Annotated in this window: 11 protein-coding genes; 3 read left to right on the top strand and 8 right to left on the bottom strand. The window is 73.1% G+C overall.

The features are described from left to right. Window positions 1-109: 109 nt before the first annotated feature. Complete coding sequence (lepA, locus tag ACZ46W_RS11275) at window positions 110-1981, bottom strand: translation elongation factor 4 (protein WP_468334914.1); 1872 nt, start codon at window positions 1979-1981, stop codon at window positions 110-112. A gap of 206 nt (window positions 1982-2187) precedes the next feature. Here lepA and rpsT point away from each other — a divergent pair, with 206 nt between their 5' ends. Then, window positions 2188-2454 carry a 30S ribosomal protein S20 gene (gene rpsT / locus ACZ46W_RS11270; protein WP_366129529.1) on the top strand — a complete coding sequence of 89 codons (267 nt, stop codon included), beginning with the start codon at window positions 2188-2190 and terminating at the stop codon, window positions 2452-2454. A gap of 485 nt (window positions 2455-2939) precedes the next feature. On the opposite strand, the gene holA is transcribed toward rpsT, so the two are convergent. The 7 genes from holA to leuS all read right to left on the bottom strand — a co-directional run bounded on the left by holA (window position 2940) and on the right by leuS (window position 12860). Next, window positions 2940-3926: a DNA polymerase III subunit delta gene (gene holA / locus ACZ46W_RS11265; RefSeq protein ID WP_468334911.1), complete on the bottom strand. Its 987-nt coding sequence runs from the start codon at window positions 3924-3926 to the stop codon at window positions 2940-2942. 79 nt (window positions 3927-4005) lie between these two features. Then, on the bottom strand, window positions 4006-4251 hold the full coding sequence (locus ACZ46W_RS11260; protein WP_366129531.1) for a hypothetical protein: 246 nt from the start codon (window positions 4249-4251) through the stop codon (window positions 4006-4008). Window positions 4252-4274: 23 nt separating this feature from the next. Further along, window positions 4275-6764 (bottom strand): ComEC/Rec2 family competence protein, encoded by a 2490-nt coding sequence (locus tag ACZ46W_RS11255; RefSeq protein ID WP_468334908.1) that lies wholly within the window; start codon window positions 6762-6764, stop codon window positions 4275-4277. Then, entirely contained in the window at window positions 6761-7756 is a 996-nt protein-coding gene (locus ACZ46W_RS11250) for a ComEA family DNA-binding protein (protein WP_468334904.1), read from the bottom strand. The genes ACZ46W_RS11255 and ACZ46W_RS11250 overlap by 4 nt, the downstream gene beginning before the upstream one ends. Window positions 7757-8137: 381 nt before the next feature. Then, complete coding sequence (locus ACZ46W_RS11245; RefSeq protein WP_468334900.1) at window positions 8138-8983, bottom strand: DegV family protein; 846 nt, start codon at window positions 8981-8983, stop codon at window positions 8138-8140. Window positions 8984-9049: 66 nt separating this feature from the next. After that, entirely contained in the window at window positions 9050-9844 is a 795-nt protein-coding gene (locus ACZ46W_RS11240; RefSeq protein ID WP_468334897.1) for a hypothetical protein, read from the bottom strand. Window positions 9845-9989: 145 nt separating this feature from the next. Next, on the bottom strand, window positions 9990-12860 hold the full coding sequence (leuS, locus tag ACZ46W_RS11235; RefSeq protein WP_468334894.1) for a leucine--tRNA ligase: 2871 nt from the start codon (window positions 12858-12860) through the stop codon (window positions 9990-9992). A 450-nt stretch (window positions 12861-13310) separates the two neighbouring features. Here leuS and ACZ46W_RS11230 point away from each other — a divergent pair, with 450 nt between their 5' ends. Then, complete coding sequence (locus tag ACZ46W_RS11230; RefSeq protein ID WP_468334891.1) at window positions 13311-14669, top strand: hypothetical protein; 1359 nt, start codon at window positions 13311-13313, stop codon at window positions 14667-14669. After that, window positions 14666-16249: an NADH-ubiquinone oxidoreductase-F iron-sulfur binding region domain-containing protein gene (locus ACZ46W_RS11225; protein ID WP_468334888.1), complete on the top strand. Its 1584-nt coding sequence runs from the start codon at window positions 14666-14668 to the stop codon at window positions 16247-16249. The genes ACZ46W_RS11230 and ACZ46W_RS11225 overlap by 4 nt, the downstream gene beginning before the upstream one ends. Window positions 16250-16282 lie beyond the last annotated feature (33 nt).

Genomic DNA, 16282 nt, shown 5'->3' with positions numbered 1-16282 from the left:
CGACCGCGTACCGCATGACGGGCCCTGGCCGCGGGCGGCGGGCCCCAGGCGGCGGCCCGGGCCGGGACCCGAGACGGAACCCGAGCCGCCGGACACGGAACCCGCGCGGCTACTTCTTGGTCTTGCCGCCCGCCGAGTCGTCGCTGGACAGCACCGCGATGAAGGCCTCCTGCGGAACCTCCACGGAACCGACCATCTTCATCCGCTTCTTGCCTTCCTTCTGCTTCTCCAGCAGCTTCCGCTTACGGGAGATGTCACCGCCGTAGCACTTGGCGAGGACGTCCTTGCGGATGGCGCGGATGGTCTCGCGGGCGATGACGCGCGAGCCGATGGCCGCCTGGACGGGCACCTCGAAGGCCTGCCTCGGGATGAGTTCCTTGAGCTTGGCCACGAGCCGCACGCCGTACGCGTACGCCTGGTCCTTGTGCGTGATGGCGGAGAAGGCGTCGACCTTGTCGCCGTGCAGCAGGATGTCGACCTTGACGAGGCTGGACGCCTGCTCGCCGGTGGGCTCGTAGTCGAGGGAGGCGTAACCACGCGTCTTGGACTTCAACTGGTCGAAGAAGTCGAAGACGATCTCCGCGAGCGGGAGGGTGTAGCGGATCTCGACCCGGTCCTCGGAGAGATAGTCCATACCGAGGAGCGTGCCGCGACGGGTCTGGCACAGCTCCATGATCGAGCCGATGAACTCGCTGGGCGCGAGGATCGTGGCGCGTACGACCGGCTCGTACACCTCGCTGATCTTGCCCTCGGGGAACTCGCTCGGGTTGGTGACGGTGTGCTCGCTGCCGTCCTCCATGAGCACGCGGTAGACCACGTTGGGGGCGGTGGCGATCAGGTCCAGCCCGAACTCGCGCTCGAGCCGCTCGCGGATCACGTCGAGGTGGAGCAGCCCCAGGAAGCCGACGCGGAAACCGAAGCCGAGCGCGGCGGAGGTCTCCGGCTCGTAGACGAGCGCGGCGTCGTTGAGCTGGAGCTTGTCCAGGGCGTCGCGCAGCTCTGGGTAGTCGGAGCCGTCCAGCGGATACAGACCCGAGAAGACCATGGGCTTGGGGTCCTTGTAGCCGCCGAGGGCCTCGGTGGCTCCCTTGTGCAGGGTGGTGATGGTGTCACCGACCTTGGACTGCCGGACGTCCTTCACACCGGTGATCAGGTAGCCGACCTCGCCGACGCCCAGCCCGTCGGCCGGGAGCATCTCGGGCGAGTTCGTCCCGATCTCCAGCAGCTCGTGGGTGGCGCCGGTGGACATCATGCGGATGCGCTCACGCTTGTTGAGCTGGCCGTCGATGACACGGACGTACGTCACGACACCCCGGTAGGAGTCGTAGACCGAGTCGAAGATCATCGCGCGGGCCGGGGCGTCGGCCACGCCGACCGGCGCCGGGACGTCCTTGACCACGCGGTCGAGCAGCGCCTCGACGCCGAGACCGGTCTTGGCCGAGACGCGGAGCACGTCGTCCGGCTCGCAGCCGACCAGGTTCGCCAGCTCCTCGGCGAACTTCTCCGGCTGGGCGGCCGGCAGGTCGATCTTGTTGAGCACGGGGACGATGGTGAGGTCGTTCTCCATCGCCAGGTAGAGGTTGGCGAGGGTCTGCGCCTCGATGCCCTGGGCGGCGTCGACGAGCAGGATGGTGCCCTCGCAGGCCGCGAGGGACCGCGACACCTCGTAGGTGAAGTCGACGTGACCAGGGGTGTCGATCATGTTGAGGATGTGAGTGCTGCCCTGGCCGGGCCCCTCGGTGGGGGCCCACGGCAGACGCACCGCCTGGGACTTGATCGTGATGCCACGCTCGCGCTCGATGTCCATGCGGTCGAGGTACTGAGCGCGCATCTGCCGCTGCTCGACCACACCGGTGAGCTGGAGCATCCGGTCGGCAAGGGTGGACTTGCCGTGGTCGATGTGCGCGATGATGCAGAAATTGCGGATCAGTGCCGGGTCGGTACGGCTCGGCTCGGGCACGTGGATAGGGGTCGCGGGCACGCAGGGTCCTGATTCTCGAGACGCCGGGCGTCTCTGCTCGGGTCGACGTCGGATCGATACGTAGGTTCCATGGTCCCACGGACGGGGACGGGCGCTCGGTTTGGGCCGCTCGGAGGGCGACTGGTAGCCTGGGTAGCTGTGTCTCGTAGCCCTCTCAGCGATGAGGCACGCATCAGAAATCCTTACGAACCTGAAAAGGCTCTTTCGTGGCGAACATCAAGTCCCAGATCAAGCGGAACAAGACCAACGAGAAGGCGCGCCTGCGTAACAAGGCCGTCAAGTCGTCGCTCAAGACCGCGATCCGCAAGGCCCGTGAGGCGACCGCCGCGGGTGACGTCGAGAAGGCCACCGTGGCCGTCCGCGAGGCGTCCCGCAAGCTGGACAAGGCCGTCTCGAAGGGTGTCATCCACAAGAACGCCGCCGCCAACAAGAAGTCGGCGCTGGCGTCCAAGGTTGCCTCCCTCCAGGGCTGAGCTTTCTTGATTTGATCGCCGGAACGGACCAAGCGGGCCCTCTCATCCGCTCCTGACCGGCACCCCGAGCCCGTACGCGGCCTGCGTTCGCCACGCGGGTACGAGCTCACCAACGCACCACCCGAAGGCCCCGTCGCCCGTCCTTCCCCAGGACCGTCGCCGGGGCCTTCGCCATGCCCTGGCCCCTCCGCCGCACCCACCGATGGCAAGCAGGGCCCACAAAAGACCCACGCCCGATTTCCCCCACCGGCCCACCGGCCCGCGGCCGCCGACGGCGAGGCACCCCCACAGGAAAGCCCGCCCCCGAAGACCCTGCCGCACGGGCCGCACGGATGGTGCGGGTGGGACCCCCGCCCGGCCGGAGACCGGACGCACCCCACCGGCCCACAGCCGGCCACGCGCCTGCGCCACCCACCCCATGACCCGCCCGTGTCGCAACGGCGCCGCGCCGCGCGGGGTCAGCGGCGTGAGCGCGCCACGCGGGGTCAGCGGCGTGAGCGCGCCGCGCGGGCGATGGTCACGACCGCCTTCTCCAGCGCGTACTCGGGGTCGTCGCCCCCGCCCTTGACCCCCGCGTCCGCCTCCGCGATCGCCCGCAGCGCGACGGCCACCCCGTCCGGCGTCCAGCCGCGCATCTGCTGGCGCACCCGGTCGATCTTCCACGGCGGCATGCCGAGCTCGCGCGCGAGATCGGCGGGCCGCCCGCCCCGCGCGGACGACAGCTTGCCGATCGCCCGCACACCCTGCGCCAGCGCGCTCGTGATCAGCACGGGGGCGACCCCGGTCGACAACGACCACCGCAGCGCCTCCAGGGCCTCGGCCGCCCGCCCCTCCACCGCCCGGTCGGCGACGTTGAAGCTGGAGGCCTCCGCGCGGCCCGTGTAGTACCGCCCGACGACCGCCTCGTCGATGGTGCCCTCGACGTCCGCGGTGAGCTGCGACACCGCGGACGCGAGCTCCCGCAGGTCACTGCCCACCGCGTCGACCAGCGCCTGGCACGCCTCCGGCGTCGCCGACCGACCCAGCGCGCGGAACTCACCACGTACGAACGTCAGACGCTCCGCCGGCTTGGTCGTCTTGGGACACGCGACCTCGCGCGCACCCGCCTTGCGGGCCGCGTCCAGCAGGCCCTTGCCCTTGGCGCCGCCCGCGTGGAGCAGGACGAGGCTGATGTCCTCCACGGGCGAGCCGAAGTACGCCTTGATGTCCTTGATCGTGTCGGCGGAGAGGTCCTGTGCGTTCCGCACGACCAGCACCTTGCGCTCGGCGAAGAGCGAGGGGCTCGTCAGCTCGGCGAGGGCGCCGGGCTGGAGCTGGTCGGGCGTCAGGTCGCGGACGTCCGTGTCGGCGTCGGCCGCACGGGCGGCCGCCACAACCTGCTGCACCGCGCGGTCGAGGAGCAGGTCCTCCTGCCCCACGGCGAGGGTGACGGGCGCGAGGACGTCGTCGGTCGAATTCTTTCTGGTGGCCATCGCGAACCAGCATCGCACGGCCCACCGACAACGCGGGTCCGCCCGTGCGCCCCCTCCCTGCCGCTGCCCTACGGCCTCCCTACGGTTCTTCCCGCCAGCCGTCCCACTGCGCCGCGAACTCGTCCAGTTCGGTGGCCGCGAGCCGCCCGTCCGGGTCCTCGACGACCACCAGCCACTGGGCGTCCTCGGCGTCGTCCTCACCGGCCAGGGCGTCCCGTACGAGCTGGGGCTCCTCCGTGATCCCGAAACGCTCCCCGAGCTCCTCGGCGGCTTCCTCGGCCGCGTCCCGGTCGGGCAGCACCAGCACATGTCTCACATCACTCACGACACACATTGTTCCTGGCGTCGCTACGGCTCCGGCCCCGGCCCCGCCCCGAGGGCCGTGGTGGCACGCAGCCCCCTCCCCCTTCCCGTCACGGCGATCGCGCCGTGCCTGTCGGTGCTCAGCACCACCGCTCCCCCTGCCCGCAGGGCGCTCACCGTTCGCGGCGACGGATGCCCGTACGGGTTGTCCCGGCCGGCCGAGACCAGGGCCAGCCGCGGCCGTGCCCTGCTCAGCAGACGCGGGTCCTGGTGGGCCGAGCCGTGATGGGCCACCTTCAGGACGTCCACCGGCGGCAGGTCCGGGTGGGCCCGCAGCAGGCCCTGCTGGGCGGGCGGCTCCAGATCGCCGAGGAGCAGCAGGGTCATGCCGCCGACGCGGACCAGGAGCGTGACGCTGGCGTCGTTCGGCCCCTCCGGCCCGGGGCCGGCCCGGGCGGCACCCGGCCACAGCACCCGCCAGTCCAGGGGCCCGAGCCGCCGACGCTCACCGGCACCGGCCCGTACCACGGGCACGCCGGCCGCGGCGGCCGTCCTCCGCACGAACGCCGCCTGGTCCTCCGGGTCCTGGAGGTCCGTCGTCTGGATCGCCCCGACGGCCCGGCCCCGCAGGACGCCCGGTAGTCCCGCGACATGATCGGCGTGGAAGTGCGTAAGCACCACGAGCGGCACGCGGCTGACGCCCAGGTCGCGCAGGCACCGGTCGACGGGCTCCGGGTCGGGCCCGGCGTCCACCACCACGGCCGTGTCCCGGCCCGCCGCGAGGACCGTCGCATCGCCCTGGCCGACGTCGCACATCGCGAACACCCAGCCGGGCGGTGGCCACCCCGTGAGCAGCCTGGTGAGCGGCGGGGGCCGCACCACGGCGAGCAACAGCAGCACCGCGCACGCGCCGGCCAGCCATGCCCGGTGCCTCACCCGCCGTACGCACACCACCGCCAGCCCTGTGACGGCGGCGAGCAGCAGCCCTCCGCTCCACCCTCCCGGCCACTGGACCTCCGCCCCGGGCAGCGCGGCTCCCGCACGGGCGACGGAGGCGATCCAGCCGGCCGGCCACCCCGCGCACTGGGCGAGCGCCCCGGCCAGCGGCATCGCGACCGGTGCGGTGGCGAGCGCGGCGAACCCGAGCACGGTCGCCGGGGCGACCGCGAGTTCGGCGAGCAGGTTGCACGGGATCGCCACCAGGCCGACCCGGGCGGCGAAGACCGCCACCACCGGGGCGCACACGGCCTGGGCCGCCGCGGTCGCGGCCAGCGCCTCCGCGATCCGGGGCGGCACCCGGCGCCTTCGCAGCGAGGCGCTCCAGCGCGGGGCGACGGTCAGGAGCGCCCCGGTGGCCAGCACGGACAGCAGGAAGCCGTAACTGCGCGCCAGCCACGGGTCGTAGAGCACCAGCAGCAGCACGGCGGCGGCGAGCGCGGGAATCAGTGACCGGCGGCGCCCGGTGCCGATGGCGAGCAGGGTGATCAGCCCGCAGGCAGCGGCGCGCAGCACGCTCGGGTCGGGTCGGCAGACCAGGACGAAGGCGAGGGTCAGCGCGCCGCCGAGCAGGGCGGTCGCGCGCAGCGGGATGCCCAACCGTGGCGCCAGCCCTCCGCGTTCGGCCTTCAGCGCGCTGCCGGGCGGGCCGATGAGCAGCAACAGCACGATGGTGAGGTTGCTCCCGGAGACGGCCAACAGGTGGGTGAGGTCGGTCGCCCGGAAGGCGTCGTGCAGGTCGGGCGGGATGCGGGACGTGTCCCCGACGACCAGCCCCGGCAACAGGGCGCGTGCGTCCGGGGGCAGCCCGTCGGCCGCCGCCCGCAGCCCTGCCCGCAGCTCCCCGGCCGTGCGCTGGAGCGCGGTCGGCGGGCCGGTGACGCGGGGCGGCCCCGCGTCCACCCGCAGAACGGCGGCGAACGGATCGCCGTCGCGCTGCGGCGGCGCCAGCCGCCCCGTCAGCCGCAGCCGGGTCGACGGCAGCAGCAGCCGCCAGTCGGCTCCGCCGGGCGACACGACCACCAGCACGGGCGTGCGGACCCTGGTGTCCACCCCGTCGGGCGTCGTCACCCGCGTCACATCGGCGTTCATGACGACCGAGACCGGCACCGCCCGCGGACCGCGCACCTTCGCGTGCGTGAGCCGTGGGTCGGAGGTGACCGTCGCCTCGGCGGTGACCCGCGCGTACCGGTCCGCCAGCCCCGGCAGCGGCCCCCGCCGCAGGTCGGCGCCGTGCAGTCCGGCGGACGCCGCGCCGGCCGCCGCGCAGAGCAACACCGCAGCGCACGCCGTGCCGTTGGCCCGCCACCGGGCCACCACGCCCCACGCGCCACGCCCGAGCAGCAGCACCACACCGCCGACGGCGCAGAGCGCCACGCCCACCACCGTCCACCGGCCCGGTGCGCCCACCGCGAGCGCCGCAGCGCCCCACACCGCCAGCGCGGGCCCCACGAGCCGCAGGTCGGCCGGGCCTTCCCGGCTGGGGTCGCCAACGCCCGGCGGCGTACCCGACGCGGCGCGAACCCCTGGGCGCCTCATGGCCGTACGAGGGACTGGAGGTCCGCGAACCGGCGCTCACCGATCCCGTTGACCTCGCGAAGCTCGTCGACCGACCGGAAACCTCCGTGGCTCGTGCGGTAGTCGACGATGTGCTGGGCCAGCACGGGGCCGACACCGGGCAGCGTGTCGAGCTGTTCCACCGTGGCGGTGTTGAGGCTGACCGGCCCTCCGGTGCCGCCACCGGGCCCGGACGCCCCGGAGGTCGCCGGTCCGGCAGGTCCCGCCGGTCCCGGCGGGGCGCCCACCACGACCTGCTCGCCGTCCATGAGCACCCGCGCCCGGTTCAGACCGGTGAGGTCGGTGCCGGGCCTGACGCCGCCCGCCGCGCGCAAGGCGTCGGCGACCCGCGATCCGGCGGGCAGCCGCAGCACTCCCGGCCGCCGTACCTTCCCGCTCACGTCGACGACGACGGGCGGCGCCCCCGCCGGGACCCCGGGCGTGGCCGCTCCGGTCGCGGCCGCCGCCGGGGGCGCCGCCTCCGTCACCACGTCGGGTGCACGCACCGGCTCCGGTCTGCCCACCCAGAAGTACCGCCCGGCGAGGACGGCGGCCACGACCAGGACCACGGCGAGCGCCGCAACGGTCCGGGGCTCCATCCCGCACCGCGCCTGCACCCACAGCGGCAACCGGTCCCGCGCTCCGAGCCGCCACCGCTCCCGCCGCCCGGGTGCCTCCTCAGCCGCGTCCTCGGCTCCCTCGGCATCCACCGCAGCCGCCGGCGAAGGCCTGCTCGCCACATGCCCGGCGACCGCCACGCCACGCCCCTGGCGCACGCCGTCCGCCGACGGCCGGCGGCCAGCCACAGCCCGGCCGCCAGCCACCGGCGAACCACCGGCACCACCCGGGCCCACGTCACCGACCGCCACCGGCGAACCACCCGCCGGACGCTCGTCGGCCGCCGGACGCTCGTCGGCCGCCGGACGCTCGTCGGCCGCCGGACGCTCGTCGGCCACCGGGCTCGCGTCTGCCACCGGGCGCGGAGGACCACCGGGCGCCCCCGGCACCGGCTCGGCGGCCGGGGGCGGGTGGGTCGCGTGTGTGCCGGCTTCTTCGAAGAGGGCGTCCGCGCGGCGGCGAGCCGTCACCGTCGCGCGGACAGCGGCTGTGCCCCGCCCGCGCACCCGGTGCCGTGCGGAGGGGCCGCGTCCGCGCGTGCGGCCGTCGGATCCGGCCGCACGGCCGGGGCCACTCGCCGCACGAACGACGCGCGATGTGGGTGTCACGGAGTGTGTTCGCGTTGCCATGCCGAGCACGGTAGGCGCAATCGCCCGAACCCGCCGAGCAGCGTCAAATCCAGTGGATAACCCACCAGTTGTGGAAAACCCGGCCACCCATAAGGGTGAGGCCGGCGGTCACCGTGCCGAGACGACGACGGCCAGCAGCCCCGGACCGGTGTGGGCGCCGATGACCGCGCCGACTTCGCTGACGTGCAGTTCGGCCAGGCCCGGAACACGGGCGCGCAGCCTGTCAGCGAGGGCGGCCGCCCGATCGGGTGCCGCGAGGTGGTGCACCGCGACGTCCACCTGGCTCGCGCCCGCCCGCTCGGCGGCGATCTCCTCCAGCCGGGCGATGGCCTTCGACGCCGTGCGCACCTTCTCCCGCAGCTCGATCCGCCCGCCCTCCAGCTCCAGCAGCGGCTTCACGGCGAGCGCGGAGCCCAACAGGGCCTGGGCGGCGCCGATGCGGCCGCCCCGGCGCAGGTACTCGAGTGTGTCGACGTAGAAGTACGCGGAGGTCCCGGCGGCCCGCTTCTCCGCGGCGGCGACCACCTCGTCCAGGGTGCCGCCCGCCTCCGCCGCCTCGGCGGCCGCGAGCGCGCAGAAGCCCAGCGCCATGGCGACCATCCCGGTGTCGACCACCCGCACGGGCACCGCCGCGTCCCTGGCGGCCAGCACCGCGGCGTCGTACGTCCCGGAGAACTCGGCCGACAGGTGCAGCGACACGATGCTCGTGGCGCCCTTCTCGGCCACCGCGCGGTAGGCGGCCGCGAACACCTCGGGGCTCGGCCGGGACGTGGTCACGGAGCGCCGCTTCTGGAGTGCGAGGGCCAGCGAGCGCGCCGAGATCTCGGTGCCCTCCTCCAGGGCCTGGTCGCCCAGGACGACGGTCAGCGGCACCGCGGTGATACCGTGCCGCTCCATCGTCTGCGGCGGCAGGTAGGCCGTTGAATCGGTGACGATCGCGACATGGCGGGACATGACCGGGAGGGTACCCCGGAGGGGGGTCCGTAGGGCAGCCCGCCCCCGACTCGTGATCGGAACGGGTCAGTTCGTGGTCTCGGGGCGCGTCGACTTCTGCCAGGAGTAGAAGGGCTGTTGCCGGGGATCCCGCGCGGTGATCGCCCTCGGCTCGTCCTCCTCCGAGGCGCCACGGCCCCCGGCCGCCGCCGTACCCGGCCGCCCGTCCGTCCCGGACCGGGCCGCCGTACCGGACTGCGCGTCGGCGTCCGCCGGCCTGACCTGCTCCGTCGCCTGCCCCGCTGCCGGCTCCGGCCAGGAGAGGTCGTCCTGCTCGCGCCCCGCCCAGTGCCGCAGGGCCCCGGCCTCCACGTCGATCTGCGCGCTCAGCGACGCCAGGTCGTCGTCCGCGAACTTTCGCGCCCGGTCCCGGGCCGCCCACCTCAGCGACTCGGCCGAGTGGGTGATCCGCTCCGTGCGCTCGCGCAGCTCGCCGAGCTGCGCGGCCACCCCGGTCCGGTCCGGGTCCCGCTCCAGCCGCTTGAGGTCCGCGTCCAGTTCGTGCCCGTGCGCGCTGAGCCGCCGGAACAGCTCCAGGGACTCCTTGAGCGAGGCGTCCTCCGCCACGCCGGCCTCCAGCGCGTCCTGGGTGGCCCGCATCGACGTCCGCAACGACAGCCGCAGTTGCGCCAGCTCGGCCGTCACGCCGCCGGGCCCGTAGCTCTTGGCCCGCAGCGTGGTGTCCTCGACGGTGCGGCGCGCCTGGGTGATCGTGCGGTCGACCCCGCGCTTCGCGGCCTTGACCGCCTTGACGGTCGCGTAGACCCCCAGGGCGACGAAGGCGAGGAAGAGCACCGCCAGGATCAGGATCGCCTCTGTCATGAAGTCCCCTCGGGGTCACTCGGTGCGGTGTCGGAAACGGCCGGGCTGTGTTTCCTCCACGGTAAACGGAACGGGCAGGCCGAGGGTTCCATCGGAACCCCCAACCTGCCCGTAGGGGAAACCACCCAGGTGAAGAGCGGGCCCGTTACGCCGGGACGATGTTCACCAGCTTCGGCGCCCGCACGATCACCTTGCGGATGCCCGCGCCGCCCAGCGCCGCGACGACACCCTCGTCGGCCAGGGCCAGCGCCTCCAGGTCCGCGTCCGTGATGGACGGGGAGACCTCCAGGCGGGCCTTGACCTTGCCCTTGATCTGGACGACGCAGGTCACCGTCTCGTCGACGACGTACGCCGGGTCGGCGACCGGGAAGTCCTGGTGGACGACGGAGTCGGTGTGGCCCAGCTTGCGCCACAGCTCCTCGGCGATGTGCGGGGCCAGCGGGGCGACCAGCAGCACCAGCCGCTCGGCGACCGACCGCGACACGGGGGCACCGGTCTTGGTCAGGTAGTTGTTCAGCTCGGTGACCTTGGCGATCGCCGTGTTGAACCGCATGGCGGCCATGTCCTGGCCGACGCCGTCGATGGCCTTGTGCAGGGCGCGCAGCGTGTCCTCGTCGGGCTCGGTGTCGACGACGGTCGCCTCACCGGTCGACTCGTCGACGATGTTGCGCCACAGCCGCTGCAGCAGGCGGTACTGGCCCACCACCGCGCGCGTGTCCCAGGGGCGGGAGACGTCCAGCGGGCCCATGGCCATCTCGTACAGGCGCAGCGTGTCGGCCCCGTACTCGGCGCAGATCTCGTCCGGAGTGACGGCGTTCTTCAGGGACTTGCCCATCTTGCCCAGGACGCGGCTGACCTTCTCGCCCTGGTACCAGAAGGCGCCGTCGCGCTCCTCGACCTCGGCGGCCGGGACGGCGATGCCGCGCGAGTCCCGGTAGACGAAGGCCTGGATCATGCCCTGGTTGTACAGCTTGTGGAAGGGCTCGGCCGAGGAGACGTGCCCCAGGTCGTACAGGACCTTGGACCAGAAGCGCGCGTACAGCAGGTGCAGTACGGCGTGCTCGGCGCCGCCCACGTACAGGTCGACGCCGCCGTGCGGCTGACCCTCGCGCGGCCCCATCCAGTACTGCTCGATCGCCGGGTCGACCAGCGCCGAGTCGTTGTGCGGGTCCAGGTAGCGCAGCTCGTACCAGCAGGAACCGGCCCAGTTGGGCATGGTGTTGGTCTCGCGCCGGTACTTCTTGGGGCCGTCGCCCAGGTCCAGGGTGACGTTGACCCAGTCCTCGTTGCGCGACAGCGGCGTCTCGGGCTGGGTGTCCGCGTCGTCGGGGTCGAAGGTGCGCGGCGAGTAGTCGTCGACCTCGGGCAGTTCCAGCGGCAGCATCGACTCGGGCAGCGCGTGTGCGACGCCGTCCTCGTCGTAGACGATCGGGAAGGGCTCGCCCCAGTACCGCTGGCGGCTGAACAGCCAGTCGCGCAGCCGGAAGTTGACGGTGCCCTCGCCGATGCCCTTGGCGACCAGCCAGTCGGTGATCTTCGCCTTGGCCTCGACGACGCCCAGGCCGTCCAGGGAGATCTCGTCGTTCGCCGAGTTGAGGATCTTCGCCTCGTAGGAGTCGAAGGCGTCGTCCCAGGCCGAAGGGTCGGTGCCACGGTCGTCCGAGGGCTCGACGACACAGCGCATCGGCAGCTCGAAGGCGCGCGCGAAGGCGAAGTCACGGGTGTCGTGCGCCGGAACGGCCATGATCGCGCCGGTGCCGTAGCCCATCAGGACGTAGTCGGCGATGAAGACCGGGACGCGGTCGCCGCTGACCGGGTTGATGGCGTACGCGCCGGTGAAGACGCCGGTCTTGTCCTTGGCCTCGGCCTGGCGCTCGACGTCGGACTTGGACGCGGCCTGCTTGCGGTACGCGTCGACGGCCTCGGCCGGGGTGGCGTGCCCGCCCGTCCAGACCTCGTGGGTGCCCTCGGGCCAGGCGGCCGGGACGATCTTCTCGACCAGCTCGTGCTCGGGCGCCAGCACCATGTAGGTGGCGCCGAACAGGGTGTCCTGGCGGGTGGTGAAGACGGTGATGGCGTCGTCGCCGACGGCGAAGTCGACGCGGGCGCCCTCGGAGCGGCCGATCCAGTTGCGCTGCTGGAGCTTGATGGCCTCGGGCCAGTCCAGCGCGTCCAGGTCGTCCAGCAGCCGGTCCGCGTAGGCGGTGATGCGCATGTTCCACTGGCGCAGCTTGGCCTTGAAGACGGGGTAGTTGCCGCGCTCGGAGCGGCCGTCGGCGGTGACCTCTTCGTTGGCCAGGACGGTGCCCAGGCCGGGGCACCAGTTGACGGGCGCGTCCGAGGCGTACGCCAGTCGGTACTCGCCCAGGACGTCGGCGCGCTCGGCGGCGGTCAGTTCGCTCCACGCGCGCGTGGAGCCGGGTACGGAACGCACACCGCTCTCGAACTGGGCGATCAGGTCGGCGATGGGCCGGGCCTTCTGGGCCTCGTCGTCGTACCAGGAGTTGAAGATCTGGAGGAAGATCCACTGGGTCCACTTGTAGTAGTCTGGGTCGATCGTGGCGAACGACCGGCGCTTGTCGTGGCCCAGGCCCAGCCGGCGGAGCTGGACCTTCATGTTCTCGATGTTCGCCTCGGTCGACACGCGCGGGTGCGTGCCGGTCTGGACGGCGTACTGCTCGGCCGGCAGGCCGAAGGCGTCGAAGCCCAGCGTGTGCAGGACGTTGTGCCCGGTCATGCGCTGGTGGCGGGCGTAGACGTCGGTGGCGATGTAGCCCAGCGGGTGGCCGACGTGCAGGCCCGCACCCGAGGGGTAGGGGAACATGTCCATGATGAACTTCTTGGGGCGGGCGACGACGGCCGGGTCGCCGGCCAGGTCACCGCTCGGGTTGGGCGCCTCGTAGGTGCCCTCGGCGTCCCAGAAGTCCTGCCAGCGTGCCTCGATGTCGGCGGCCATGGCCGCCGTGTAACGATGCGGGGCTGCTGCCTCGGCAGCAGCCGAATTCATCTCGCTCATGATCCTTAAAGCTCCATCGATCGTCTCTGCCGGCTGCCGCTGTGTCGCGCGGCGAAATGAAAAAACCCCTCGCACAGGAGGGGACGCCGCGCCGATTCCGGCCGGACCTTTCATCCGCCGGTACTGATCAGCGCGGCTCGCTAAGCAGAAGGCGTACGGCACGCATGGCGTCAGGGTACCGCAGGGCCCGTACGAGCCGCATCGAGGTCCACGGGCCGGTCACCCCGGCGGAGGTCACCACGGGGCTCCGGTTACTCCGCGTATCGACCCTATCCGGGGCAACGCCAGAGTCAGTTGTCGGCCGTTCCGAACCTTAAACGCTCAAAGCTCGTACCGGTTGGTATGCGTCGACTTAGCATGCGGCCACGGGACCTCTTTTCCGCACCACTGGAGTCGCTCCCCATGAACCCTCATCGCAAGATCCGCTCATCGCCCGCCTTGCAGGCCGGTATGAGCAAGCCGGTACAGGGCGGGCTTTCCGCGGCTGCACTGGTACTCATACCCGTGCTCGCGATCGGCGGGAGCGACAGCTTCCGGGCCGCGCTGGACTTCACCACGGGTGTCCTCTCCCTCGTGTCGCTCACCGCGTCCGTGGCCTGGGGCCTGATCGCGACGGACCGGCTCCTCCTCTCCGCCCGCCACCGTCTCCTCGCCCAGGCCATCCACCGCACCACAGCGGTGGCCTCCCTCGGTTTCCTCCTCCTCCACGCCACGGTCAAGGTCTCCCTCGGGCACGTGGCACTCATCGGGGCCCTCATCCCCTTCGGCCTGGGAGTCACCGGCACGGCCGGCCTGATCGGCTTCGGGTCGCTCGCCGGCCTGCTGATGGTGATCGCCGCGTCCACCGGCGCCGCCCGCAGCGCGCTGGCGGGCCGTGGCAGCATCGCGGCACGCTGGCGGCCGCTGCACATGCTGGCGTATCCGGCCTGGTGCTGCGCGCTTGTGCACGGGCTCTACGCGGGTCGCCCGGCGGCCACGTGGGTGACCACCATGTACTGCCTCGCGCTCACCGGGGTCGCCGCCGCCGTATCGATACGGCTGCTGCCCCGCCCCGTCCAGCAGCGCCTCGCCGAGCGCGTCCTGGCCCTGATCGGCCCGGGCACCGACAGGCCGGAACGCGGCCGCCGGCGGCGAAACCCCTCCGTGTCGCCGCTGCCGGGCGCGTCGGACATCACCCCGCCCCGCCCGTACGAGACACCCTTCGAGCAGGAGCTGCGGCGCGAGCCGGTCACCCGCCCGGAGCCGTCGGCCGTCTCCCCCGAGCGCCCGATCGGCCGCCCCCGCGAGCAGCCCAGGACCCTGACCCCGCCTTCCCCGCCGCTGTACGAGCCCACCTTCCCCCCGGCCTCCCCCACCCCCACGAGGGCCGCCTCCGCCACCACGGGGGCCGGCATGTCCGCCGCCTACCGGGCCGTGTCCCTGGGCAACACCGGCTCCCTCGGCAACACCTCTCCCCTGGGCAACACCGGCTCCCTGGGCAACACCTCTCCCTTGGGCGACACCACTTCCCTCGGCAACACCGCCTCTCCGGGGAGCACCGCCGCCGGCGGCACCGGCCAGGACATCCCGTACGCCGAGCGCGTCCCCATGACCGAGGAGCTGCCGGTCGTACCCGACGAACCGGCGACCCGTCCCGGCTACTGGCCGACCCCCTCCCCGCCGCCGCCCACCCCGTCCCCCGCCCCGCCCTCGTACACCACCTCCCCGCCCCCCTACAGCCCCGCAGACCCCTCTGAGCCCGCACCGGGCCCCTTCCAGCAGCCGCCCGCGGGCGAGCCCTGGACCGCACCCGCAGGAGACCGCACGTGAACGCCCCGCTCCCCGACGTCCCCGAAGTCCGCGTCGTCGGCCTCCCCCAGCTCACCCAGGGCTTCGACCTGGTCGAGCGGCTCGACCTCCAGATGCACCTGAAGGTCCACGGGCCGCTCGAACCCATACCCGGCGAGCGGCTGGCGCAGTTGGCCGAGGAGATCTCGCTGCGCGGCCGGGGCGGCGCCGGCTTCCCCTTCGGCAAGAAGCTGCGCGCGGTCGCCAAGGCCGCGATCCGGCGCGGCGTCCGCCCCGTCGTCGTGGTCAACGGCAGCGAGGGCGAGCCCGCCTGCCGCAAGGACACCGTCCTTCTGAACCGTGCCCCGCACCTCATCCTGGACGGCGCCCTGCTGGCCGCCGAGGCCCTCGGCGCCCGCACCCTAATCGTCGCGGTGACCCGGAACTCCACCGAGATCTCCATCCGGGCCGCGCTCGCCGAGCGGGGCCTGTCCGACCGGCGCGGACAGCAGCTACGCGCGCGTGTCGTCCGCACTCCGGAGCGCATGGTCTCCGGTGAGGCGTCCTCCGTGATCCGCGCGGCGAACGGCGGCCCCGCGATCCCGCCGGGCCGCCGCGAGCGCGCCGCCGAGTCGGGGGTGGGCAACGCGCCCACGCTGCTGTCCAACGCGGAGACGTTCGCGCAGCTCGCCATCGCGGCCCGGACCGGCGCCGGCCGCTACGGCCAGCACGGCCTGGACAGCGAGCCGGGCACCGTGATGCTGACGATCTCCGGGCAGGTCGCCCGGCCCATGGTGGTGGAGGTGCCGACGGGCGTGCCCATGCGGTACGTCCTTCAGCTCGCCGGTGCCCCGCCGGTGCCCCAGGGCGTGCTGACCGGCGGCTACCACGGCAACTGGATCGACTCCATGGCCGTGGACAACTGCGTCATCTCGCGCGAGTCCATGGCGGCCGTGGGGGGCGCCCTGGGAGCCGGCGCGATCCTCCCGATCGGTCCCGAGACCTGTCCGCTGGGCGAGGCGCAGCGCGTGGCGAACTGGCTGGCGGCCGAGACCGCCGGTCAGTGCGGCCCGTGCCGCCTGGGCCTGCCCGCCGCGGCCGGGGGCCTGTCGGACGTGCTGAACGGCGGCGGACCCGCCGCCCTGGAGGCGCTGCGTGAGGTCACCCAGGCGGTGAAGGGCCGGGGTGTGTGCAAGCACCCGGACGGCTCCGCCCGGTTCTTCAGCTCGACGCTCTCGGCCTTCACGGACGACCTGGCCGCGCACGTCCTGCACGGCGGCTGCGGGCGGCCGACGATCGGCGTGCTGCCGCTGCCCGAGCCGGGCTACCAGGAGGCCGTGGAGTCCATCCCGAGCGGCGAGAAGCTGGCGGTGGACTGGACGCTGTGCAAGGGCCACGGGCTGTGCGCGGACATCGTCCCCGAGCTGATCCGCATGGGCCGCGACGGCTACCCGGTGCTCGCGGACGCGTCCGTGCCGGTCCACCTGCGTGATCGCGCGCAGCTCGCGGTCCGGCGCTGCCCGGAGCTGGCGCTGCGCCTGGAGCAGGGGGCCGAGGAGCGTCCCTCCCGTCCCGCGTTGCCCAGCTCCGACCGCAAGGCCCTTGGCAGCGGCCGGGGTTGACGGAAACGGAAAGGCGGGCCATCCGATCGGATG

It is taken from the genome of Streptomyces sp. NPDC031064 (genome assembly GCF_055570965.1).
The sequence above is the reverse complement of the archived record's forward strand: the minus strand, read 5'-3'. Positions and strand labels throughout refer to the sequence as shown.

Excerpts from the sequence above, each read along its gene's own strand:
- leuS (WP_468334894.1), bottom strand. The coding sequence starts at position 12,860 with ATGAGCGAGATGAATTCGGCTGCTGCCGAGGCAGCAGCCCCGCATCGT.
- holA (WP_468334911.1), bottom strand. The coding sequence starts at position 3,926 with ATGGCCACCAGAAAGAATTCGACCGACGACGTCCTCGCGCCCGTCACC.
- ACZ46W_RS11255 (WP_468334908.1), bottom strand. The coding sequence starts at position 6,764 with ATGAGGCGCCCAGGGGTTCGCGCCGCGTCGGGTACGCCGCCGGGCGTT.
- ACZ46W_RS11230 (WP_468334891.1), top strand. The coding sequence starts at position 13,311 with ATGAGCAAGCCGGTACAGGGCGGGCTTTCCGCGGCTGCACTGGTACTC.
- ACZ46W_RS11245 (WP_468334900.1), bottom strand. The coding sequence starts at position 8,983 with ATGTCCCGCCATGTCGCGATCGTCACCGATTCAACGGCCTACCTGCCG.
- ACZ46W_RS11240 (WP_468334897.1), bottom strand. The coding sequence starts at position 9,844 with ATGACAGAGGCGATCCTGATCCTGGCGGTGCTCTTCCTCGCCTTCGTC.